20 protein-coding genes are annotated in these 23,015 nt (G+C 42.7%); 14 read left to right on the plus strand and 6 right to left on the minus strand.

The genetic code is table 11. From position 1 onward, the window contains the following. Positions 1-26 precede the first annotated feature (26 nt). From AC2A4J_RS12425 to lnt, 4 genes are read left to right on the plus strand one after another with little or no spacing between them, the layout of a single operon-like run. Positions 27-1,073: a PhoH family protein gene (locus tag AC2A4J_RS12425; RefSeq protein ID WP_484176228.1), complete on the plus strand. Its 1,047-nt coding sequence runs from the start codon at positions 27-29 to the stop codon at positions 1,071-1,073. Continuing rightward, complete coding sequence (ybeY, locus tag AC2A4J_RS12430) at positions 1,073-1,537, plus strand: rRNA maturation RNase YbeY (RefSeq protein ID WP_484176229.1); 465 nt, start codon at positions 1,073-1,075, stop codon at positions 1,535-1,537. The genes AC2A4J_RS12425 and ybeY overlap by 1 nt, the downstream gene beginning before the upstream one ends. Positions 1,538-1,549: 12 nt before the next feature. Beyond that, a complete protein-coding gene (locus AC2A4J_RS12435) occupies positions 1,550-2,416 on the plus strand; it encodes a CorC family transporter (RefSeq protein WP_255828545.1) in 867 nt (288 codons plus the stop codon). A 58-nt stretch (positions 2,417-2,474) separates the two neighbouring features. Continuing rightward, positions 2,475-3,989: an apolipoprotein N-acyltransferase gene (lnt, locus tag AC2A4J_RS12440; RefSeq protein ID WP_484176230.1), complete on the plus strand. Its 1,515-nt coding sequence runs from the start codon at positions 2,475-2,477 to the stop codon at positions 3,987-3,989. Between the two features lie 195 nt (positions 3,990-4,184). On the opposite strand, the gene AC2A4J_RS12445 is transcribed toward lnt, so the two are convergent. Then, a complete protein-coding gene (locus AC2A4J_RS12445; RefSeq protein ID WP_484176231.1) occupies positions 4,185-4,631 on the minus strand; it encodes a hypothetical protein in 447 nt (148 codons plus the stop codon). A 176-nt stretch (positions 4,632-4,807) separates the two neighbouring features. Here AC2A4J_RS12445 and leuS point away from each other — a divergent pair, with 176 nt between their 5' ends. The 6 genes from leuS to AC2A4J_RS12475 all read left to right on the plus strand — a co-directional run bounded on the left by leuS (position 4,808) and on the right by AC2A4J_RS12475 (position 13,257). Further along, entirely contained in the window at positions 4,808-7,255 is a 2,448-nt protein-coding gene (gene leuS / locus AC2A4J_RS12450; protein WP_484176232.1) for a leucine--tRNA ligase, read from the plus strand. Positions 7,256-7,319: 64 nt separating this feature from the next. Further along, on the plus strand, positions 7,320-7,835 hold the full coding sequence (locus tag AC2A4J_RS12455) for an LPS-assembly lipoprotein LptE (RefSeq protein ID WP_484176233.1): 516 nt from the start codon (positions 7,320-7,322) through the stop codon (positions 7,833-7,835). A 215-nt stretch (positions 7,836-8,050) separates the two neighbouring features. Next, a complete protein-coding gene (gene holA / locus AC2A4J_RS12460) occupies positions 8,051-9,082 on the plus strand; it encodes a DNA polymerase III subunit delta (RefSeq protein ID WP_484176234.1) in 1,032 nt (343 codons plus the stop codon). Between the two features lie 39 nt (positions 9,083-9,121). Further along, a complete protein-coding gene (locus AC2A4J_RS12465; protein WP_484176235.1) occupies positions 9,122-9,778 on the plus strand; it encodes a putative 2OG-Fe(II) oxygenase in 657 nt (218 codons plus the stop codon). Between the two features lie 228 nt (positions 9,779-10,006). Beyond that, positions 10,007-10,615 (plus strand): flavin reductase family protein, encoded by a 609-nt coding sequence (locus AC2A4J_RS12470; RefSeq protein ID WP_484176236.1) that lies wholly within the window; start codon positions 10,007-10,009, stop codon positions 10,613-10,615. Between the two features lie 26 nt (positions 10,616-10,641). Continuing rightward, a complete protein-coding gene (locus AC2A4J_RS12475; protein ID WP_484176237.1) occupies positions 10,642-13,257 on the plus strand; it encodes a cyclic nucleotide-binding domain-containing protein in 2,616 nt (871 codons plus the stop codon). 57 nt (positions 13,258-13,314) lie between these two features. Here AC2A4J_RS12475 and AC2A4J_RS12480 read toward each other — a convergent pair whose 3' ends face one another. Beyond that, positions 13,315-13,935 (minus strand): LysE family translocator, encoded by a 621-nt coding sequence (locus tag AC2A4J_RS12480; RefSeq protein WP_484176238.1) that lies wholly within the window; start codon positions 13,933-13,935, stop codon positions 13,315-13,317. Positions 13,936-14,305: 370 nt separating this feature from the next. Here AC2A4J_RS12480 and dapA point away from each other — a divergent pair, with 370 nt between their 5' ends. Continuing rightward, positions 14,306-15,178: a 4-hydroxy-tetrahydrodipicolinate synthase gene (gene dapA / locus AC2A4J_RS12485; RefSeq protein WP_484176239.1), complete on the plus strand. Its 873-nt coding sequence runs from the start codon at positions 14,306-14,308 to the stop codon at positions 15,176-15,178. A 104-nt stretch (positions 15,179-15,282) separates the two neighbouring features. Here dapA and AC2A4J_RS12490 read toward each other — a convergent pair whose 3' ends face one another. Further along, the gene (locus tag AC2A4J_RS12490; protein WP_012070611.1) at positions 15,283-15,522 is read right to left on the minus strand and encodes a GlsB/YeaQ/YmgE family stress response membrane protein; all 240 of its coding nucleotides are present in this window, start codon (positions 15,520-15,522) and stop codon (positions 15,283-15,285) included. 237 nt (positions 15,523-15,759) lie between these two features. On the opposite strand from AC2A4J_RS12490, the gene AC2A4J_RS12495 reads away from it, so the two are divergent. After that, positions 15,760-16,443, plus strand: a complete 684-nt coding sequence (locus AC2A4J_RS12495) for a P-loop NTPase family protein (protein WP_255825416.1) — start codon at positions 15,760-15,762, stop codon at positions 16,441-16,443. A gap of 83 nt (positions 16,444-16,526) precedes the next feature. Here AC2A4J_RS12495 and AC2A4J_RS12500 read toward each other — a convergent pair whose 3' ends face one another. Both AC2A4J_RS12500 and AC2A4J_RS12505 read right to left on the minus strand, forming a co-directional pair. Next, on the minus strand, positions 16,527-17,390 hold the full coding sequence (locus AC2A4J_RS12500) for an isocitrate lyase/PEP mutase family protein (protein ID WP_114413291.1): 864 nt from the start codon (positions 17,388-17,390) through the stop codon (positions 16,527-16,529). A gap of 435 nt (positions 17,391-17,825) precedes the next feature. Beyond that, complete coding sequence (locus AC2A4J_RS12505; protein WP_484176240.1) at positions 17,826-19,562, minus strand: tannase/feruloyl esterase family alpha/beta hydrolase; 1,737 nt, start codon at positions 19,560-19,562, stop codon at positions 17,826-17,828. A gap of 345 nt (positions 19,563-19,907) precedes the next feature. On the opposite strand from AC2A4J_RS12505, the gene AC2A4J_RS12510 reads away from it, so the two are divergent. Beyond that, entirely contained in the window at positions 19,908-21,194 is a 1,287-nt protein-coding gene (locus AC2A4J_RS12510; RefSeq protein ID WP_484176241.1) for a cation:proton antiporter, read from the plus strand. 227 nt (positions 21,195-21,421) lie between these two features. Continuing rightward, a complete protein-coding gene (locus tag AC2A4J_RS12515; RefSeq protein ID WP_484176242.1) occupies positions 21,422-22,285 on the plus strand; it encodes an alpha/beta fold hydrolase in 864 nt (287 codons plus the stop codon). Between the two features lie 6 nt (positions 22,286-22,291). On the opposite strand, the gene AC2A4J_RS12520 is transcribed toward AC2A4J_RS12515, so the two are convergent. After that, positions 22,292-22,939 carry a hypothetical protein gene (locus AC2A4J_RS12520; protein ID WP_484176243.1) on the minus strand — a complete coding sequence of 216 codons (648 nt, stop codon included), beginning with the start codon at positions 22,937-22,939 and terminating at the stop codon, positions 22,292-22,294. Positions 22,940-23,015: the final 76 nt, after the last annotated feature.

Genomic DNA, 23,015 nt, shown 5'->3' on the forward strand with positions numbered 1-23,015 from the left:
CGCACTTCAATAATCAAAGGTAAATCTTGGAAATCACACAGACAACTCAGCAAATCCGTTTAGTTCCTGCCGAAGCCGATGCTTTGGTTGGACTATGCGGTCAACTCGACGAGAACATCAAGTTAATCGAAAAACGACTTGATGTTTCTATTAAATACCGCGGCGAACTATTCGACATCTCCGGTGAAGACTCTGAACATGTTGCAGCCACAAAAACGCTACTAGAGAACCTTTATCGCGAAGCTTTGGCGAATACAAACATCACCCCAGAAACGATCCACCTTTACCTGCAAGAGTCTGCGATTGAATCGCTCACCAGCAGTAAAAGAGAGAAAAGCGATCAGTTGGTGATTAAAACGCGTAAGGCATTTATTAAACCAAAAGGTAAAAACCAACAAGGTTACGTCCAGCAGATTCGTAAACACGATATTAACTTTGGCATTGGACCGGCTGGCACAGGTAAAACTTACTTGGCAGTGGCTTGTGCGGTTGAAGCCCTCGAAGCCGACCGTGTTGAACGCATTATGCTGGTTCGTCCAGCAGTGGAAGCTGGTGAAAAACTGGGGTTCTTGCCAGGTGATTTATCACAAAAAATCGACCCTTACTTGCGCCCTCTTTATGATGCCTTGTACGAAATGCTTGGTTTCGAATTGGTCGATAAGCTGATTGAGAAAAATGTCATCGAAATCGCACCACTTGCTTTCATGCGTGGCCGCACCCTGAATAACGCCTTCATCATTCTTGATGAAAGCCAAAACACCACACGCGAACAAATGAAAATGTTTCTAACGCGTATTGGTTTTGGCTCAACGGCAGTGATCACGGGCGATACCACACAGGTCGACTTACCTCGTGGCACTACCTCAGGTTTGGCGCAAGCGATGCACGTTCTGAAAGACGTAAATGGCATTAGTGTGACTCAATTCGCCTCATCTGATGTTGTTCGTCACCCTCTGGTTCAACGTATTGTTGAAGCCTATGACAAGTTTGACGTAGAAGTCGAAGCGGAGAAAAAAGCGCGTACTGAAGCCCGTTTAAACGCTCAAGCTGAACTATCTGAGAGTAACAAATAATGGCTTCTTTAGAGTTAGACCTCCAAATCGCAACCGAAGAAACGGCAAACTTACCAAGCGAAGCGGATTTTAGACTTTGGGTTGAAAAAGCCCTTCCAGACTCTGATGAAGAATTTGAAGTCACCATCCGCATTGTCGATGAAGAAGAAAGCCACGCCCTGAATCATGAGTATCGTGGTAAAGACAAACCTACCAACGTCCTATCTTTCCCATTCGAGGCACCTCCTGGGTTAGAACTTCCATTATTAGGCGACTTGGTCATCTGCACTCAAATTGTGGCAAAAGAAGCCGCAGAGCAAGATAAAGAGTTGTTCCATCATTGGGCACATATGACTATTCATGGCATCTTGCATTTACGCGGCTATGATCATATAAATGATGATGAAGCAGATGAAATGGAATCGATAGAAACCGAGCTATTAGCATCTCTATCTATTTCCGATCCTTATTTGATTAAAGAGTGAGTTAACACCCCAATGAGTGATGACCGATCGAGTTTATCCAACGATCAACAAAAATCTTGGTTTGAACGTTTAACCCAAGCATTCAACGATGAACCACGCAGCCGTGGCGACATCGTTAAACTTCTAGAAGCCGCAGTGAAATCCGATGTTATTGATCGTGATGCTTTCACTATCGTAGAAGGCGCACTAGAAGTTTCAGAAGTTCAAGCACGTGACATCATGATTCCACCGTCTCAAATGGTGGTCATTAAGTCCGAAGATGACCCTAAAACGTCAATCCGCAAAATAATAGACTCTTCTCACTCACGATTCCCTGTCGTTGGCGAAGACTCCGATGAAATTCTCGGTGTGCTACTCGCCAAAGATTTATTACCTCTTCTATTTAAAGAAACCGTTGTGACAATAGAGGATATTTTAGCGCGCCTACGACCTGCTAACTTTATCCCTGAAAGTAAACGCCTCAACGTATTACTGAATGACTTTCGTACCAAGCGCTATCACATGGCATTAGTGCTAGACGAATATGGCAGCGTTTCTGGCTTAGTGACGATTGAAGACGTGCTAGAACAGATTGTTGGTGAAATTGAAGACGAAACCGACAAGCTTGATGAAGAAGGCATTCAAGTCACCACTGAACCTGGTGTGTATCTTGTACCTGCATTGTGTCCAGTTGAGGACTTCAATGAGTTCTTTAAAGTTGAACTCAACGAAGAAGAATTCGACACTATCGGCGGAATACTAGTACAACAATTTGGCCACGTTCCATTACGTGATGAAGAGCTTTTCTTCAACGACTTCCATTTCCGGGTAGTGAAGTCTGATGGACGCCGAGTTAAAACCATTCAAGTCACCAAACCAACCATCAACACACAAGATTAATATGACCCTATCTCACCCCGACTTAACCCATACCAAGACGGGGTGGGAGCCACTCTTGGTGGCTAAACTATCCAAACTCCCTTCTCTAGTTATTGGTCTTATCGGCGTTATTGCTGGCGCATTAGGCGTCACCAGTTTCTCTCCTTTTCATTTTTGGCCAGGCTATTTTATTAGCTTAACCATATTTAGCTTGCTCGTTTTTACCAGCACAACAGCCAAGTCCGCCTGCTGGCGTGGCACCTCTGTGGCGTTAGGCTTTTTTGGTGCGGGTGTTTCTTGGGTATATGTCAGCATTGCCGAATACGGACAAGTTGGTAGCCTCATTGCTGGGCTCATTACTTTCGCCTTTGTTGCTGTACTCTGCGTTTTTTGGGCGTTGTCAGCATGGGGGGCGTGGAAACTCTCTCAACGTTTCCCCAAATTACCTACCAGCCTATGGGTTACAGTCAGCTTATTGCTTGGTGAATTTGCCAGAAGTACGCTGTTTACTGGGTTTCCTTGGTTATTACCTGGTTATGCGATTGAAAACACCTGGTTATTTGAGCTTTTACCTATTGGTGGCATTTGGCTAACCAGTGCGTGTGTTGTACTAACCTCAAGCGTGCTTGCCAGTCTGCTATTAAGACGAAGCAATCAGCTTGCGCTGATTTTCGTATTGTCGGTCATCTGGTTAGGTTCAGCCTATTTAAACTATTCCCCTGTCTCTTGGGTAAGCCAAACAGGCACCTTAAAAACCACGTTAGTACAAGGCAATGTAAAACAAGATGAAAAATGGCTCGCTGAGACCGCAGGCAAATCTCTCGCCTATTACCAACAGGCAACCATAGAACACTTAGACAGTGAGTTAGTCGTCTGGCCTGAAACGGCTGTCACCTATACTTACCCTAGAATAAAGCCTTATTTTGCTAGCTTTAGTAAAGAGCTAGAAAACACGAATACCACGCTAATTACTGGCATCCCTGATGTCAGCGAAGACAAGAAGAATTACTACAATGCGATCTGGGCGACTGGAAATGGCTTTGGTCTTTATTACAAACGCCGACTGGTTCCCTTTGGTGAATACATTCCGTTTGCAGAATACATAGGCCCGATTTTAGATGTGTTCGGTATGCCCATGTCGAGCTTTAAATCCGGCGATGACAATCAGCCCGTATTGCAAGTCGGCGAATGGGGCATCGCTCCATTTATTTGCTATGAGATTGTTTATGCAGAGCAAGTAAGACGCATGGTAAGAGACAGCGACTTTCTAATCACCATTAGTAATGATGGTTGGTTTGGTACATCTTTCGGTCCTTGGCAACATTTGCAAATCGCCCAGTTTAGAGCAAAAGAAGCGGGTCGCTATGTTATTCGTGCGACCAATACTGGTGTGACAGCGTTTATTAATGAAAAAGGCGAAGTGGTCGCGCAAGCACCGCAGTTTAAAAGAACAACACTGACAGCGGAGGCCAAAGCCTTTACTGGTAACACACCTTATGTGCAATGGGGTTATTGGCCCACGCTTTGGTTACTAGGGATCTGTATGGTGTTTACTTATTTAAGCGGCTTAGCTCTAAAACGTAAAAACAGATAACCAATAAAGAAATGAACCTTGGAATTCGATTCACGCTGACGCGTTGAGCTTGCGAAACAGGCGCAAGTACTTTCTATTTTAAGAACTGAATACCAAGGCTCATGCTATGCATTACCACGCAGGACACCTACAGGGATGTAGGTGGTAGAGTCGAGTCAGGAATAGAGACCGAGCGTGGCAACGAGGAACAATGAATTACTCAGTTTTATTAGTCTGATTATCATGAGTCGACATCAAACCGTAGTGACAAATTTCACAGGGCGCTAATGCTTGCTTGGTTTCGATCACATTATCATGACCGCATGACATGCAGCGGTAACTCCCCGGTTCGACCTCAGCACCAACCACATGACACTCTTCAAGCGGCACAGGATTATTGTTGGCATGATTAATCAACCACAACAATGCAACATCTTCTTTTTCATCAAGTTCATCAACTAACTCATGACCTTCATCAAGAACGTAATGCCAATTCGCATCGACCCATGCTTCGGTATAGCCCATTTTGTCATGCCAATAAGCTGTCATTAAGGCCACATCTTCGAGAAACCAATCCTTTGCTCCAATCAATGTTTTACGAGCTTCTTCGACTAAATTGGAATCGTCAGTCTCTTTTGGTGAATCTTTTTTCATAGAATTCATAACTCCTCCTATATGCACCTTCTAATTAGGGCTCCATCTCTATAAAATAGCGGATATTTTCAGACTCTGTTGGCTATTGCATCATTATCTTGAGCTATGCCGCTATAATGGCTTCTTTATATTAAATAGAATACAGGTCTACCAACCTTTCGTCGATCACGGGATAAGAATACATCATGCAAGAACAATATAATCCGCAGCAAATCGAACAAGCTGCTCAATCTTTTTGGGACGAAAACAAAGTCTTCAAAGCCGTCGCTGATTCCAACAAAGAGAAGTTCTACTGTCTTTCGATGTTCCCTTACCCAAGTGGTCGCCTACACATGGGTCACGTTCGTAACTACACAATCGGCGATGTTATTTCTCGCTACCAGCGCATGCAAGGCAAAAACGTACTACAGCCAATGGGTTGGGATGCTTTCGGTCTGCCTGCCGAAAACGCAGCAATCAAACACAAAACCGCTCCGGCAAAATGGACGACTGAAAACATTGCCTACATGAAAGGCCAACTTAAAGAACTTGGTTTCGGTTACGACTGGGATCGTGAAATCGCTACTTGTACACCAGAGTACTACAAGTGGGAACAATGGTTCTTCACTCAATTGGTCGAAAAAGGCTTAGCATACAAGAAAACCGCTGCGGTTAACTGGTGTCCGCATGATCAAACTGTATTAGCCAACGAGCAAGTAGAAGATGGCGGATGCTGGCGCTGTGGTACAACCGTAGAGAAGAAAGAGATCTCACAATGGTTTATCCGTATCACAGATTACGCAGAAGAGTTATTAAACGATCTTGATCAATTGGATGGCTGGCCAGAAAAAGTAAAAGCCATGCAACGTAATTGGATCGGTCGTTCAGAAGGTCTAGAGTTCAGCTTTGCTGTAGAAGGCAAAGACGAGCGTCTATCGGTTTACACGACGCGTCCAGATACCATCATGGGGGTAACCTACGTTGCTGTGGCGACTCAGCACCCACTTTCTTTGGAAGCTGCCGAAAAAAATGCCGATCTAGCTAACTTCATTGCTGAAAGTAAACTAATGTCGACAACTGAAGCCGATATGGCCACCGTTGAGAAAAAAGGCATGGACACTGGTTTCAAGGCGGTTCACCCAATAACTGGCGATATTGTTCCCGTCTTCGCAGCGAACTTTGTCTTAATGGAATACGGCTCAGGCGCTGTAATGTCGGTGCCAGCTCACGATCAACGCGATTTTGAATTCGCGAAAAAATACGACCTAGCCATCAAACAAGTTGTTCAGCCTGCTGGCGACGAAGTCGTTGATCTAGAAAAAGCCGCTTTCACTGAGAAAGGCGTGCTTTGCAACTCTGGCGAATTCGACGGATTGGCATTCAAAGAAGCATTCGATGCGATTGCTGCTTGGATGGTAAAACACGAATTAGGCGAAGTAAAAGTGAACTACCGTCTACGCGATTGGGGCGTTAGCCGTCAACGCTACTGGGGTACACCAATCCCGACCATCAATCTAAAAGACGGCTCTGTTGTTCCAGTTCCAGCGGATCAACTTCCTGTTGAGCTGCCTACAGATGTAGTCATGGACGGTGTTAACTCTCCAATCAAAAATAACCCTGATTTTTCTTCCATTATGTTTAATGGTGAAGAAGCGGAACGTGAAACCGATACCTTCGATACATTCATGGAATCGTCATGGTACTTTGCACGTTACTGCTGCCCAGATTCTACTGATGCCATGCTGACAGAAGAAGCGAACTACTGGCTTCCGGTTGACCAATACGTTGGTGGCGTTGAGCACGCTATCCTTCACTTATTGTACTCACGCTTCTTCCATAAGTTGCTTCGCGATGCCGGTCTTGTTAACTCTGATGAACCATTCAAACGTCTTTTGACGCAAGGCATGGTAAACAAAGACGGCACCAAGATGTCTAAGTCCAAAGGCAATACAGTCGACCCTCAAGAAATGATTGAGAAATACGGCGCTGACACCGTTCGTCTGTTTATGATGTTCAGTGCGCCACCAGAGCAATCACTAGAATGGAACGATGCAGGTGTGGATGGTGCTTCACGCTTCCTACGTCGTTTATGGACGTTATCTTACCGTCATACCAACGCTGGAAAAGCGGGCGAGCTTAAGGTTGCTGAATTGAATGGCGCTCAAAAAGCCTTACGTCGTAAAACTCATGAAACGATTCAGAAAGTATCGGACGATATCGAACGCCGTCAAACATTCAATACCGCGATCGCGGCAGTGATGGAACTTTGCAACGAGATTAGTAAATTCGAAGACACATCTGAATTAGGTCTTGCCGTCGTTCAGGAAGCACTAGAAGCGGCAACATTATTGCTGTCTCCTATCGTACCTCACATAGCTCATCAGCTATGGGCTGAACTTGGCCACAACGGCAACATCGTTAATACACCTTGGCCAACGCTAGACGAAGACGCTTTGATCAAAGACGAGCTTACTATTGTTGTTCAAGTACTTGGTAAAAAGCGTGCTGAATTGACGGTTTCTGCTAGCGCAGATAACAAAACGATTGAAGCCGAAGCCCTTGCGCACCCAAGTGTTGCCAAATTCCTTGAAGGCAAGACCGTGCGTAAAGTGATTGTGGTTCCAGGTCGCTTGGTCAACATCGTTGCCAACTAATTGAGGCGTACAAAGGGATGGTTACACCATCCCTTTTCCTTCACACAAAATAGAGATCACGGATATGATAGCCGCATTAACACAAACTACTCGTCTCGTTTTATTAGCGCTACTAACCATGAGCATTGTCGCCTGTGGGTTCCATTTACGTGGCGAAACTAACATTCCGGCCAGACTAAAAGTAATCACTTTAACCTCTGAGAGCGGTTCTGACAGCTTTGATAGATCCTTACGCATTGCGTTTAACAAAGCAGGCGTGATGATTATAGATAAAGTCTATGCTGATAAAAACACCCTAAACCTGAAAATCAACCCGATTAAATCGAAAGACACAGAACTGGCTCGTGATGCCGATAATGATTTGTCACAAGTACAACGTCGCTTGAGCAGTAACTACTTCATTCGCCAAGCAGACGGTAAAGCCGTTTATGGGCCTAGAACTATTAGCACTACGAAAACACTGACCAATCAAAATGCAGAAGAAAGCGCCAAGCTTTCCTACAACCAAGACCAAACCGAAAGAATGAATGAAGAGCTAGCCAATCAATTAATTTATGACCTTGGTTATGCTCCATTATAACTCGCTTCATTTTTAGGCAAACAATGAGGCCTTTGCACGATGTCACGAGCGAAGCCAAGACGAGGCAAAAACAAACGAAAAAGCGGATAACTACATGGATGTAGTTATTAGAGCGACGCAGGAAGCCAAAGCCGAGCTATGGGTTATAAATGAGCATTTTGAGTTTGTTTTTAACAAAGTATTGGAGAGCACAGTAATAGTGCCAAGGTCTCAGAATGAAAGTCAGAGCTGACCAACTACCAGCACAGCTAAAAAAAAGCTTGGCGCCAATTTATATTATTTCTGGTGACGAAGTCTTATTGTGCCAAGAAGCAGCAGACACTATTCGCAAAGCAGCCCAGCAGCACGGTCTTGATGAACGATTGCGTTTCGTGGCTGATGCTCAATTTGATTGGCAAGATGTTATCAACGAAAATCAAAGCTTATCTTTGTTTTCATCTCGCCGTCTGTTTGATATTCAAATAGACAAAATGGGCGAAAAGCACAGCAAGGCACTGGCACAATTAGGCCAATCACTGAGCGAAGACAACATCATCTTGCTCACCCTGCCTAAAATTGACGCTCGAACTCAAAAAGCAAAGTGGTTCACTCAGCTTGAATCACAAGGTGTGTTTATACAAATCTGGCCAATAGACGCGAATCGATTACCTGCTTGGGTGCAACAAAGAGCTCAAGCATTAGATTTATCACTGACTCGTGATGCTGCCAGCATGATTTGTGAACGTGGAGAAGGTAACCTACTAGCGCTTTCTCAAGAATTAGAAAAACTCGCTCTAATGCATGGGCAAGGCGTACAGATTGATGCCGAAAAAGTCGCTGAATCTGTCGCTGATAGTAGTCGCTATTCTATTTATGACTTAAGCGATCGACTATTAATGGGTAAAACTAAAGAAGCCATGCACTGTCTACATCAATTATTAGGCGAAGGCGTCGAGCCCAACATTATCCTTTGGCTATTCAATCGAGAAATTCAAACCTTGGCTAACTTACTACAAGGCATGCAATCTTCCAGCTTTAAACAAGCCTGCCAAAGTGAAAAAATATGGGATAAGCGAGTCCCTTTTTACGAAAGCGCCATGTCACGTCACAATAAAGTGACTCTGCCTTACATGCAAAACTATCTAGCGCTTATTGATAAAAGCATCAAGGGGTTAGAAGGTCCAGATAACGAAACAGGCTTTCGTAACTTAGTAATGATGTTTTGTGGTTACAAACCTGTTGTGACCGAATTAGACATTCCCGCATAACCTTTCACATTCTCGTTCACCTTTTTGTAGGCATACAACATGACAAACAGCGCAATCATCGAAGAAATAAACGTTTGGACAACACCATTGTTTGTCACCCAAATGCCCGACCATGATTTTTTAAAAGAGGCACTTTTAGCTGCGGTGTATCAACAAAAAGCAGCTCAAAGCACTGCGATTGAAAGCCGAATAGCGCCAGCTGCAAAACACGCTCTACACGAAAGCACATTGGATTTTCTGGATCTTGCTGACGCCAACATCATGGAAGCCAAACGCACTTTTGAAGAGCTGATTCTAGAAATAGCTGGATCTGTGAACCAAGCTTTTTGGCCTGAAGATATGGAAGCTGACGCCCATATTATTGAGTCTTGGTATCATGTCACGCAAAAAGGCGGCTACCATGATGCACACTCTCACCCAAATTGCTCTTGGTGCGGTATTTACTATTTAGAACCCGGCGATGCCCATATTGAAGGCAATGGTGGTCTCAATCGCTTTTATGATCCAAGAGTCAATGCGGAACATTATGCAGATCCAGGCACGGCATATCTAGGCGGTCATGGTGTTTGGGATTTCACCCCCAAAGATGGACAAGTAATCATTTTCCCATCCTATTTGAAGCATTCCGCTTTGCCCTATTTCGGTGATAAAGATCGAGTGGTCATTGCTTTTAATGCCATCATTGAAGCCTACTAATCTAAAGACCTAAAAAAAACAAACAACACACCTACCAATTAAGAGCCTTCTGCCTTCTAGTTTTTAATTCCTGGAATTCATAACATATTGAGTTGGCTCTTATAATCGCTTCACCTACCCTGAACAGCCTTTTTACAATAAATTTCATAAGTTTCCATTCAAAGATTCACAATGGATTGGTATTTGTAGTAATTTAACAAGTAATGTTTCATAACGACGGGGAAGTCTATGCGTTTCCAGTTTGATCAACTAAGCGGCAATCAGCGCTATCATCTGATCACTCAGACAATTACACCACGCCCGATTGCGTGGATCATGACCAAAAATGAAAACGAGAGCTTCAACCTCGCCCCATTCTCTTACTTTGCTCCTATCTCTTCTGATCCTGCCCTATTAATGGTCTCAATTGGCAACAAAACGACGGATGTCGCCAAAGACACTAAACACAACCTAGTGAGAGAAAAGGAATGTGTTTTGCATATTCCGAGTGGGGATCTGGTTAATGCAGTAAATCAAAGTGCTGCGACATTATCGTATGGTGAATCTGAACTACCTACAACCGGTTTGTCACTTACCGATTTCACCACCACTTTACCCAGAATTAAAGAAGCAAAAGTCGCTCTGCACTGCAAATTGTTCGACATGCATACATTAGGCAATGCATCGTTCAATGCCATTTATTTGGAAATAACAGACTTATACGTTGATGAAGATCTTGTTACTGAAGAAAACGCTCGAATCTACATCAATAACGAAAAACTCAACCCTCTTGCACGACTAGGTGGCGACGACTACGCACTTTTAGGCGAGACAGTAACGATAACTCGTCCAAACTAGGGCAATACCAGATTTGAGGTAAAAAAATGGACATTACAAAACACATAAATGCATTTCCTTTTATGGCAGACATTGATGCCGAGCTAGCCACTTCCTTAACAGATCTAGCGGCTGTAAAAACGCTCAAAGCTGGCGACATCCTAGCAAAACAATTTGAAATTGGTCAGAATATCTATTTTCTTCTAGAAGGCGAAGTGGCCATTTCGGTTCCACTGCAAGATACAGGTAAATCTTATAATGTCGGTATGATAAGCAACCTTCTTTCTCCTATTGGCTGGTCTGCTTTTCGTCACCCTTCTCGCTATGCAACTACATTCACAGCAACCAAGTCTTCCAAGTTGCTCTATTGGCCTATTGTTGAGTTACAAAAAATTCTTGATGCCAATCTGTCTTTCGCTAATCAATTTCTACAATTTGTTTACCAAGAATCCTTACCCGTTCTCACCAATGTACAAAATCAAACGCACCCTTTCTTTTCCAATGAATCATTGGCTTTTGAAGAAACACGCCCATTAATCGACTCCGAAACGCAAGTTCATGCACTAAAAGATGCTATCAGTCTATTAAACTACGCACCGTTTTGTGAAACTTTCACCCAAGCGGAAATACACGCTTTAGCCAAAAAATCGTCGATTTTATTGGCGCATCAAGGTGACATTTTAAGCCAACAAGATCAGCCTGCTAATGGCTTATATATTCTAATTAAAGGCAAAGTTGTCATTAGTTATCAAACGGACTCTGGCGATATTATTACCACTCGCACCATCTCTCGTACTGGAACCGTTTTGGCTTGGGCAACTCAAAATAAAGAAATGAAAAACCGCACTTCCATCATCTCCTCTAGAGACAGCAGCATTCTCTTTATCAAGCGGGATGATTTATTAGAAATATTCGAAGATAACCCAAAATTTTCGGTCAAATACCTATACCGCCTTATTTGGCTGATTGGTGCTCATTTATTAGCCGCGAGAATGCGCTATCTTTCACAAATCGCCAACGATGAAGTGCTAGCAGTAAGCAACGTAATCGACCAAAACGCGGCACTATTACCCGTTAGCTCTCCTCTGTATAAAGTCAGCGAATTGCTCAAAAGTGCCATTACCACAGATGAAGCATTTGGTGTTCTTTACAAATGCCTGCATTTTGGCTGCGTGTTAGAAAGAACCATTTCTGGCATGTGTTTGGATATTCTGAAAGACTTACAGCGTGAAAATGCATTTTATCGTCATCTACAAAATGTCTATGACACCATCAACAGCTTACCGAAAGACACACCAGCACTAGATGCTAGACGTTTAAGTACCGAGCTTTTTAAACAAGCCTTCCAACAAGTACCTTATGTCGTAAAAGGACTGGAAAACCTACCTAAAAAAACTGGCTCTCTGTTTATTTACAATCACTTATTGGGTTCACCGACTAACCGTTTACCAAACGGATTCCGCTTCTCTATGGATGCGCAATTTATTAGCTCAATGATCATCGACAAACAATACGGTATTTCAGGGCAACGTGTTGTTCGCCGTAGTAAAGAGAGTGAATTCTGGCGTGATGATTTTTACGGGCGATTTGGAAATATCTTCATTAATAGCTGGGAGGACCTAGCAAAAGATACTCCTGAGTACGATGAATTTATCAAAAACTCCCAAGACACTTTGAATAAGAACTTTCCGCTAATGATTTCACCTGAAGGACAAAGTTTTAGCACGCAGCAATCTCCAGGTGCCTTCTTACCTCACGCCTTTGAACTCGCTGGCTCCATGGGAACTGAAGAGCCTTGGATTGTGCCGATTGTGGTAGCAAACTTTGATAAACGCGCCGATCACAACCTGTATACAGTCATCATCAAACCGGCATTTAAACTGTCCAGCAGAGTAGATTACACGGATAAGAAAGCCTTAGCGCAATTTTTAGCGGCTTACCAAGAAGAATACAAAGGTTATGTTAACGAAGCGGTTGAGCTATCACGAGAAATTCGTCAATACCCAATATTCAGTGGTAAAAACGGCTATCGCTCTAATGTAATGAGCTTGAATCAAATCGATGTAGAGTTCGAATCGGATGTTCGTGAACTCGAGTTCCACCTAGCCTATCAAGAATACAAAGAGCAGCCAGTGGCATTTTATGGCTCCTCTACTGTTAGATTATGGCATGATTTCACTCATAACTTCCGCGACAAAAACGCCATTAATTTAGGGTTTCGCGGTGCAACATTAGAAGCTTGCGTTTACTATTTTGAACGCATCATCTTGCCACATAAGCCACGTTCTATGGTTATTTATGCCGGTGACAATGATATTGGCAACCATTGTGACAGCAACAAAGTGGTCGATCTATACATTGAGCTACTTCAAAAAATAGACCGTCATCTGCCTGGCATTCCGGTCACTTTAATCAGCATTAAATGCAGCCCAACTCGCTCGAAAATGCGGGCAACCATCGAACAAACCAACAAACAATTAATACGTCTCGCTAAAACGCGGCCGAATACTCAGTACGTTGACTTATTCTCAACTTTACTGGACAAAGAAGGAGAGATAAAAGAAAACCTATTTGAAGGTGATAGGCTGCACTTACTTCCAAAAGCCTATGATATCTGGACCAAGAAATTGCTGGAAACAGAAAGCTTTATTTTTCAAAAATAAAGCTTTTCATTAGACACAAACCTTAAAAAGCGCTTCTCGGAGCGCTTTTTTTTACGCCTAGGCAAAGGCATCGATCACCACTTTTAGACCAAGCAATATCAAAATACTCCCCATGCTCCTATCTACCCAATCAGTGTGACGACGCAACCAAGAAAGCACAGGCCCACCAGCCAAAAGCAAAGCTACAATGACATACCATCCAGTATCAATGACCACCACGGTTGCCCATAATTGGAACTTGATTAAGGTATTTATTTCAGCAGGAATAAGCTGACTAAACAAAGCCAAGAAAAACAGTGCTGCCTTTGGGTTCATCAAAGAAATCATCATGCCATCACGAGCGGATTCCCAATAGGAAGACTTTTGACCTTCGACCTTAATGTCTTGACCTTTACCAGCGTAACGCCATGCTTTAAAGCCTAACCAAGCAAGGTAAATCCCACCTAAAACGGTTAATACAGAAAATATGGTTTGGTGTTTTGACATCAATATAGCAAGGCCTTGCAGTGTCAAAAATGCCCAGAAGCCGATTCCTAAACCATGTGTTATGGCAGCTAACACGCCATGCAAAGGGGATTGGGAAACTGATACACGTAAAATAACCGCAAGACTCGGCCCCGGAGAAATTGCCCCCATGACACAAACTGCAACCAAAGAAAGCCAAGTCGTAAGATCCATATAGTTTCTCTTATTAGAATGATTAAAAGCGCATTAAATTGCGCCAATATTTTATCCAATCTAACGCAAAAAAACGAACATCCTAGAGGCGAAAATAGATCGAACAAAAAACACCTTCGCGTATTGACCTTTTTTAGAAAAAGCGTCAGCATAGAAACACTAACTATTTATAAAACTGAACAAAGATTTTCTATTACTCTATGAATAACAATATCTTAAATAAACGCAACGGTGATAAACGTAAGGCTAAGAAGCTTTGCGGCGCTGACGTGTGGAATTAAGATTTAAACAACTCCCCGGCAGCATTCTCGCTGACGGGTTTATCTCTCTTTATCAGCAGAATGCATACCGGCCTAAATGAGGCAAAAGTATGTTCTACGGCGCAATCACAGCACTTATCACCCCTTTTCGTAACGGCCAATTAGACGAAGACGCATTACGTAACATCGTTCGCTGGCAAATTGATCAAGGCATCAATGGCTTAGTGCCTGTTGGAACAACGGGTGAATCCCCTACATTAAGCGAACATGAACACAAACGTGTTATTGAAATTACCGTTCAAGAAGCCAATAAAGCCGTCCCTGTTCTTGCTGGGGCGGGTTCAAACAACCCAGTTGAAGCGGTAAACTATTCTGAATTCGCTTATCAAGCTGGCGCCGATGCCACTTTACATGTAGCCGGTTATTACAATCGCCCCAATCAAACAGGTTTGTATGAGCACTTCAAATATGTACACGACAACAGCAAACTTCCCATCATTCTTTACAACATTCCACCACGCGCTGTTGTTGGCTTAGAGGTCGCAACCTTATCTCGCCTTGCTGAATTACCAAGAATCATTGGCGTAAAAGACGCAACAGGTGATCTAACTCGACCTATTCGCGAGCGAGCACTAATAAACAAACCATTTAGCTTTCTAAGCGGAGACGATGTAAGCACTGTCGCTTATAACGTCGGTGGTGGTATTGGCTGTATTTCGGTGACATCAAACGTAGCACCGAAACAAGTTGTCGAACTACAGCGCTTATGCCGTGAAGGCAATTATGTTGAAGCAGCACAATTACAGGATCAATTATTTGCCCTACATAGCGCTTTGTTTATCGAACCTAACCCAGCTGGTCCAAAATACGCAATGTCATTATTAGGTCTTTGTACTGAAGAATGTCGTTTGCCAATGGTGCCATTGCAAGACAGCACCAAAGCCACTATTCGCCGAATCATGGAAGAACTAGAACTTATCTAAGCTTGACCATTAAACTATTGCTCATAAAAAAGCCCGCATTTAAAAGCGGGCTGATTTATGAGAAGCAGTCTTAAAACTAGGATTTATGAGAAGCCGTCTTAAAACTAGGATTTAGCAAGCCGCACAACATAGAGAAGAATAATCGCCCCGACCGTTGCCGTAACAAGAGAACCTAAGAAACTACCCGAGTACAAACCGAGCAATTGAAATGTGAATCCGCCGACAAAAGAACCAACAACACCAATAACGATATTACCAATCAAGCCAAAGCCGCCACCTTTAACCAGCTGACCTGCTAACCACCCCGCCAAGGCACCAATAAATAAAAAAGCTAAGATCTCCATAAAATGATCCTTATATTATGTAATTTACAATCATTCAGACTAGCACCTATTTGATTAAGTACCTAGAAAAGCAGCCTAATCCCCTTTACTACTAACCCATTTATTCTTTTTTCTGTTACTTTGTAATGAAAGTGCAAAACCTTTTCAGGCAATATTGTTAGCATGCATTTCCAACCAACCATGCTTTCAGTAAATCCTTTAACCATGATCAAGTTAAGATTCAATGAGGAAATTTAAATGGGTAAGGTACATTTTGTCGGTGGTGAAAAAGGCGGAGTAGGAAAATCTATGACCGCGCGCGTCTTAGCACAATTCTATATTGATAATGATCAACCGTTTTTAGGTTTTGACTGTGATGCATCTCACGGAACTTTTTCACGCTTTTACAATGAGTTTGCTTCACCTATCGTGATTGGCGAGGAAGACAGCTTAGATGGCATGCTAGCCGCCGTTGAAGAATATCCAGATCGTGACTTAATCATTGATCTTGCTGCTCAAGCGTCTCAGCCATTGGGAAAATGGATTGAAGAAACCGACGTATTTGGCCTGTTAGACGAAATGGGATATCAGGTCTGTCTTTGGCACGTTATGGATGATGGCGCTGACTCTGTGGCGCTACTGGATGATTTACTTGACCGTTATACTCAACCCTCAGTTGATTTTGTGGTCGTACAAAACTTAGGTCGTGGTACTGATTTTTCTCGCTTTCAAAAATCTGACACCTATAAAAAAGCCGTGAGCCGCGAAGCCTTGATCATTGAACTGCCAAAACTACAAAGTAAGTTGACTCAAAAGATTGATTTTAACAACAGCAGTTTTTGGGCTGTGGCGAATGATAAAGGCATAATGAACATTGCCGAGCGCCAACGCATGAAAGTCTGGCTACGAAATACTTATGAGCAACTCGCCCAGCTTGGTTAATCGCCATATTAACAGGTAAAAAATATGAAAAAGCCAACATGATGTTGGCTTTTATCGTTTTAGATATCTATTGGTAATAAAGATTATTCTTGAACATCCATATACTTGTTTGCCCAAACGCGGTTTTCTTCCAAAGTAGAGTAACGCGTAGACAGCTCTGAAGCGTTCAGAGTACCTTCAGCAATACCACGCTGCTCACGCAAACAATCGTAAGTCGCTTTGATCGCAGCAAAGTATGCCGCATGACCATTAACCACAATACGCACACCATTTGCTGCAAGACGCTCACGATCGCGCAATTCTGGATTATCGTAAGCCACAAGCATGATTGGAATAGTAATATGCTGGCTGATCTCTTCTAGATGAGCAAAGTCACGAATACCAACCATACAAATACCATCAACCCCAACAGCTTGATAAGCCTTAACTCGGGAAATGGTTTCTTCGGTCGATAATTGACCCGCATTAGTACGAGCAATAATGCTCATAATAGGATCAATACGCGCCTCTAAAGCCGCTTTCAATTTACCTACAGCCTCTTCAACTGGAATCAAATCAGTAGATTTATGACCGTACTTTGCTGGCAATAAAGTATCTTCTATCGTTAATGCTGCAACACCAGCACGTTCAAGCTCAACAATGGTACGCATGACATTCAATGCATTACCGTAACCGTGGTCGGCATCAGCAATAATAGGTAAACGTGCCACACGACCAATTCGAGTCGCTTGCTCAGTAAATTCACTTAAAGTAATCAAAGCAAAATCTGGTGCAGCCAATACCTGCAAAGATGCAACAGAGCCACCTAAAATCCCGACTTCAAAGCCAAGATCTGCAGCAATACGAGCCGACATAGGATCGAATGTAGAAGCAGTGTAATAACATTTACCGCTTGCTAATAATGCTCGAAAATCATTACGCAAATCGTGCTGGGAAGGTGTTGCCATGAATATACTCCTAAAAGACGTCACTAAATTTCATATTGGGACATTTTCACGATGTTACGAGCGAAGCCAAGACGAGGCAAAAATAAACGAGAAAGCGGATTTTATTGGGTATAAATGAGCATTTCGAGTTTGTTTTTAACAAAGTATTGACAAGCGTAGTAGTCGTGCAAAGATCTCATATAGTGTAAATGCCGCGGATTATACTCCCCTTGAGGGCTCGCTTCATCTAATTCAGACCATTTGGTTATGTTTTGTAAGTAAACTACGACCTATAAAAGCGGAAAACATTAAGAAATGAAGGGAATTTACAAACTATGAAAAAATCGGGGATATTATTCAGATAAATTTAAAACTGCACATTGGTTATTAAAAATTGGGGGTAGCAAAAAGGCTTACCTACTTTCATAGGCAAGCCTCTCCATAGCAATCAAAACATTACATGCTTTGAGGAACCTCACAAGCAAAGCTTTTGGCACTTTCTATATCACCTTTGCCGTCATAGGTTGCGACACTAGGATAAGGGCAAAGTGGTCTAGTACGGTTGGCACTCCATGAGGCTGGTAGTTCATCATTGACGCCACCTGGGTTACCTTCCCCTCGTGCAGTCGCAATCACTTGTTCAGGCTTCTGACCTTTTTCAACCCAAGCGACCAAAGGCATCAACATATCAAACTGATCCGTTGCTTGCCCGCCGCGGCAATGTCCCATACCAGGCACTGGGTAAAACTGGGCGAAATCGTCAGCATGACCTCCATTGGCTGAATTTAATGCGTTATACCAAGATTCCGTATCCTGCACAGAAAAAATGCCATCAGACACTCCGTGGTACACCATAATCTTGCCGCCATTATCTCGCAAGGTAGACATGTTTTCTGGCGTAGGCGGTGCCATAAATGACATAGCGGATTCTTTATACCCCCCAGACACAGCATTCACTCCAGCAACCAAATCATCAATATTGGACTGCCAAACAAAGTCAGCGCCATTGAAATTGCGGATACTATAATCTTTAAGATCAACAGGCGGTGTATTAAAAATCATTGCTACGGCACCAGAATCTCGCTGTAAAGGAGCTGAGTATTCCCACATCATGTGGTCTTTATCATTAATCCCCGCATCATAGGGAAAAGAAGAGTAAAAACGTGTGCCATCGCTCGTTGTGACGCCTTTATAGATGGTATCCACAGCGTCTTTTTGCGGTTGAGTAAGACAAGTGCCATCGCGGTCTGCCTTACAAGTAGCCACATCGGTTTGAATACTAAAAGCTGTCTGACAAGACTTAAAATCTTGAATCATGCCATCTTTAATACCATCAAGCGCGTCACATTTTGCCAGTATAGCCTTCGAAACGGTTGTACGTTCTGCCAAGGTAAAAGCCGTTTTCAAATCCTTTTTATCCGTATTAGGGACTGACGCATACACTTGAGCACCGGCAATGCTTGCCACCGCCGCAAGCGGTAAACGATAACCAGGAGCACCGACTAAAATACCATCGTAATCATTGGCATATCGGGTCGCCGCCACCATGGCATGACGACCACCATTAGAGCAGCCTGCAAAATAGCTACGATCAGGGCCTTTGCCATAAACTTGCTGTATCACTGTTTTCGCCATTGGCGTTAATTTAGCAACGGCCTGATAACCATAATCCAGTCTTGCTTGCGGATCATAACCAAAGGTTGGAAGCCCCTTGCCATGACCGGCATCAGAACTAATCACTGCAAAACCTTGTAATAGTGCACCAGTAAGAGGCCCACCGCCTAGTGCGCCTTCAGCCGTTTTGACGGCACCATCCAAACCACCATTGGCTTGATAGTAAAAACGACCATTCCATTTTTTAGGCAAACGTAGCTCAAAGCCAATGGCATAAGGCTTTCCATCTACCTCGCCAATTCGCTCATGCATCTTGCCCCTGACTAAACAATGCTTTTCAACCTCATTATCACCTAATTTCAACACGCCTTTGGCGACGGTTTCAACCGAGTCAATCACGGTATTGTTTGCCGTTAATAGTGCTGAAAATCCCTCACAACTCTTAGCTAGAACAGAAGATTTGGCTTCACTCAATTGTGGAATTGTCGCAGCAGTAGCGGCATTTACTAGGCTACTATAAGCAACACAACTGCCAATGGCTAAGGTAAGCAAACTAGGTTTGTATAAGAATGGGCGCATTATCAATTCCCTTATTTTGTTTTTATTAAAAATTGTTATCCATAACAACAGAATAAAAGAGATAAACAAAAAAGCAGAATAATTTTTTCGCTCAGACTATTCGAAAAATGCACAGCAACACACCAAATAGTTGTAATTTTCCTACATAAGAAGCGAAATATCGTCCAAAAATGATGCTTTTTGAAATAAAATTTCCTGTTTTATAAAAAAACACCCACTTCAGGACTACTTTTTGTACAGTGAAACAGTGACAGAGGCAAATTCTAGGGATAACATACTGTCCCAGCATCCCCCATGCACTCTTTTATGACTCTCACTCTTACTGATAAATGTTAAGGTTCTCGAATGAACGCTTGGTATCTCATCTGTTTTCTTTCGGCATTAGCGGTTTTTATCGCTTTTACCAATCAATACATACTAAAAATGCAAACTACGATCGCCATCACAACAGGTTCTGTCGTAATTTCATTACTTCTGATTCTTGCTGTGAAAATGCTTGGCGATGAAACCGCGCTTTTCATTACTCAAGTTGTTTCCGGTATAGACTTTAATCAGCTTTTGTTAAAAGGCATGTTAGGCTTTTTATTGTTTGCAGGCGCATTAGAAATCGACCTTGCGGCATTAAGAAGGCAGCGCTGGGAGATCACCATATTGGTGTTATTTTCCACACTCGTTTCCACCTTCATAGTCGGCTATTTAAGTTACTATGTATTGGCTCTCCTCAACTTCCCCGTTCCCTTTATCTACTGTCTACTATTTGGCGCTTTGATTAGCCCTACCGACCCGATTGCAGTATTGGCTATCATCAAACAAATGAATGCGCCTCAGGGCATCTCTATCCAGGTAGAAGGAGAGTCTTTGTTTAACGATGGTGTTGGTTTGGTTATTTTCACCACCATCTTTGCGGTCGCATTTTATGGTACTGAAGCCAACTTCCAAGACGTCGCTGAACTCTTCTTAGTCGACGCGATTGGTGGCATTGTATTTGGTCTTGTTATCGCTCTGGTTGGTCACTTTGTTATTATCAATTGCAAAGACATCAATACTCGCCTACTAGTTACTCTAACCATCCCTTCCGCTGGCTTTGCGCTGGCAAATATCTGGGAAATTTCAGGGGCACTTGCGATGGTCACTAGCGGTATACTTCTAGGTAACATCACGCGAGCAACAGCGTCAAAAAGACGCGGACCTGATGGAACCCGCTATGTAAAAGATTTTTGGCATGCAACTGACAGCTTCCTAAACGCCTTACTTTTCCTAATCATAGGTATGTTGATCGTTACCATGCCTTTAACCTGGGAAATAATAGGTGTAGGTTTAGTCATGGTGCCTGTTGTACTACTGGCTCGTTTTATCAGTGTTGGCAGCCCATATTTGATTTTCAAACGCTACCGCGAATACGATAAGCATTCCGTTAAAATACTCACTTGGGGCGGTTTACGAGGCGGGTTAGCACTTGCTATGGCTGCTGCTATTCCAACCAATAAAATGATGATTGAAGGCCTAGATTTACACGACATTATCGTCATTATTACTTATGTTGTGGTTATCTTCTCCATCATTGTGCAAGGCCTCACTATTTCGCCTCTGATTCAAAAGAGCATTGAAGCGGCAAAGAACAAAGCGAAATAATCACTCGCTTCATTCACTCTAAATCGCTTTAGAGCGATCCATTAGTAGAATGTAAAACGCCAACATCACGTTGGCGTTTTTTTTGCTACGGTCAACGCGGCAAACATTCCTACCATAAACTTGCTGTAGATCATAAAAACCTTCAAGTAAGTATTATAAAATAGCGTTATACCTTATGCGAAATAGTAGACAGGACTGAACTCAAATAAAGGAAGGAACACTTTATAATGCTGAAAACACTGCAAACAAAACACCTGTCAGCAGACATTATGCTCCGCAATAACATCAAACTAGTGGGCAAAGGCGAAAAAACAATTATTTTGGCGCACGGTTTTGGCTGCAATCAAAACATGTGGCGTTTTATGCTGCCTTTTCTTGAAAAAACACACAAAATACTACTATTTGATTATGTCGGTAGCGGCAATTCTGACTTTTCAGCTTATGAAAAAAATCGCTATCAGCAGCTAGAAGGCTATGCTTTAGACATCATTGAAATATGCGACACTTTAGAATTGAAAGACGCTATTTTTGTCGGCCACTCTGTCAGCAGCACTATAGGCTGGATAGTTGCCCAACAACGCCCTGAGCTTTTTTCAAAGTTGGTAGCAGTTTGCCCTTCACCTTGTTTCTTAAACATAGACGAAGAGTACCAAGGCGGCTTTGAGAGACAAGATTTGGAAAACCTAATCCAGTTAATGGATAAAGATTATATTGGCTGGGGAAACTATCTAGCGCCAATAGTAATGGGTAACGACTTGTCCCCTATTGGCCCTGGCATGTCGGAGAATGATGCATTAGTACATGAGTTACTTAGTAGTTTTTGTTCTACTGATGTGACCTACTCAAAACCCTTTGCAAAAGCGACTTTCTTCTCTGATTATCGGTCATTATTGCCGAGCATCTCTCATCCGTGCCTTATTTTACAAAGTTCAAACGATACCTTAGTCGCTAAAAGCGTAGGCGAATACACTCAAAAGAAATTGAAAAATGCCAAGCTGGAAGTCGTAGAAGGAAATGGACATTGTTTACACATGACTCATCCTCAGCATGTTCTAAACGCTATGGATACTTTCTTACAAGAAAACGAATAGAAACCGCTACTCTCGATGTACTGAATAGATAGCGCCATTTTCATAAAATTTAAGCAACTCTCGAATATTAAATGGCGTCACTTCATCCACATAATAAAATGCTTCTTTGGCCTTACCATTATGTAGGTCTTTTCTTACCCCACTTTTGCCGTCATAAGCATGAGTGCTACTTTGCACTTCTACAACATTAAGATTTACGGAGACAACCACCATGGTGCCGTATTTATAAACGGGATCTTCGTTTTTAAAAATTTTAGCAAAATCTACCCCATAGATGTCATTAACCTTTGGCTTGGCAAGATATGCCAGCGTCTTATTTTCTTGCTCAGCATTAAAATAATCAACGCCTAAGAAAATGCAGGGAACAATGACAGCCCATACCTCAACAGGCAAAAATAACAGGGTGTGTGCCGGTGACCGAGTTTTTTTGCCTGTTTCAGAATCAATCTGAATAATGCGATCGCGACTATTTAACAGATAACCAATAACGCCCACTAAGCAAGCAACGGCCACTAAAGCCGACACTTTTACCCAACGATTATCGCTATAAAATCCCTCTCCCATAAAGTAATCAACGACTCGTTGAATATCCACAAAAAAGGCAATGAAAATAACAGGGGCAATCCAGCCTCGTCCTTTCCAAATTGATAACATATTCACTTCCTATATATTATGTCTATTATTCATTAAATTTTAATTTCCTTTAAAACACAAGCAACCCCCAAAAACA

This window comes from Marinomonas sp. ATLA20, from assembly GCF_057180105.1.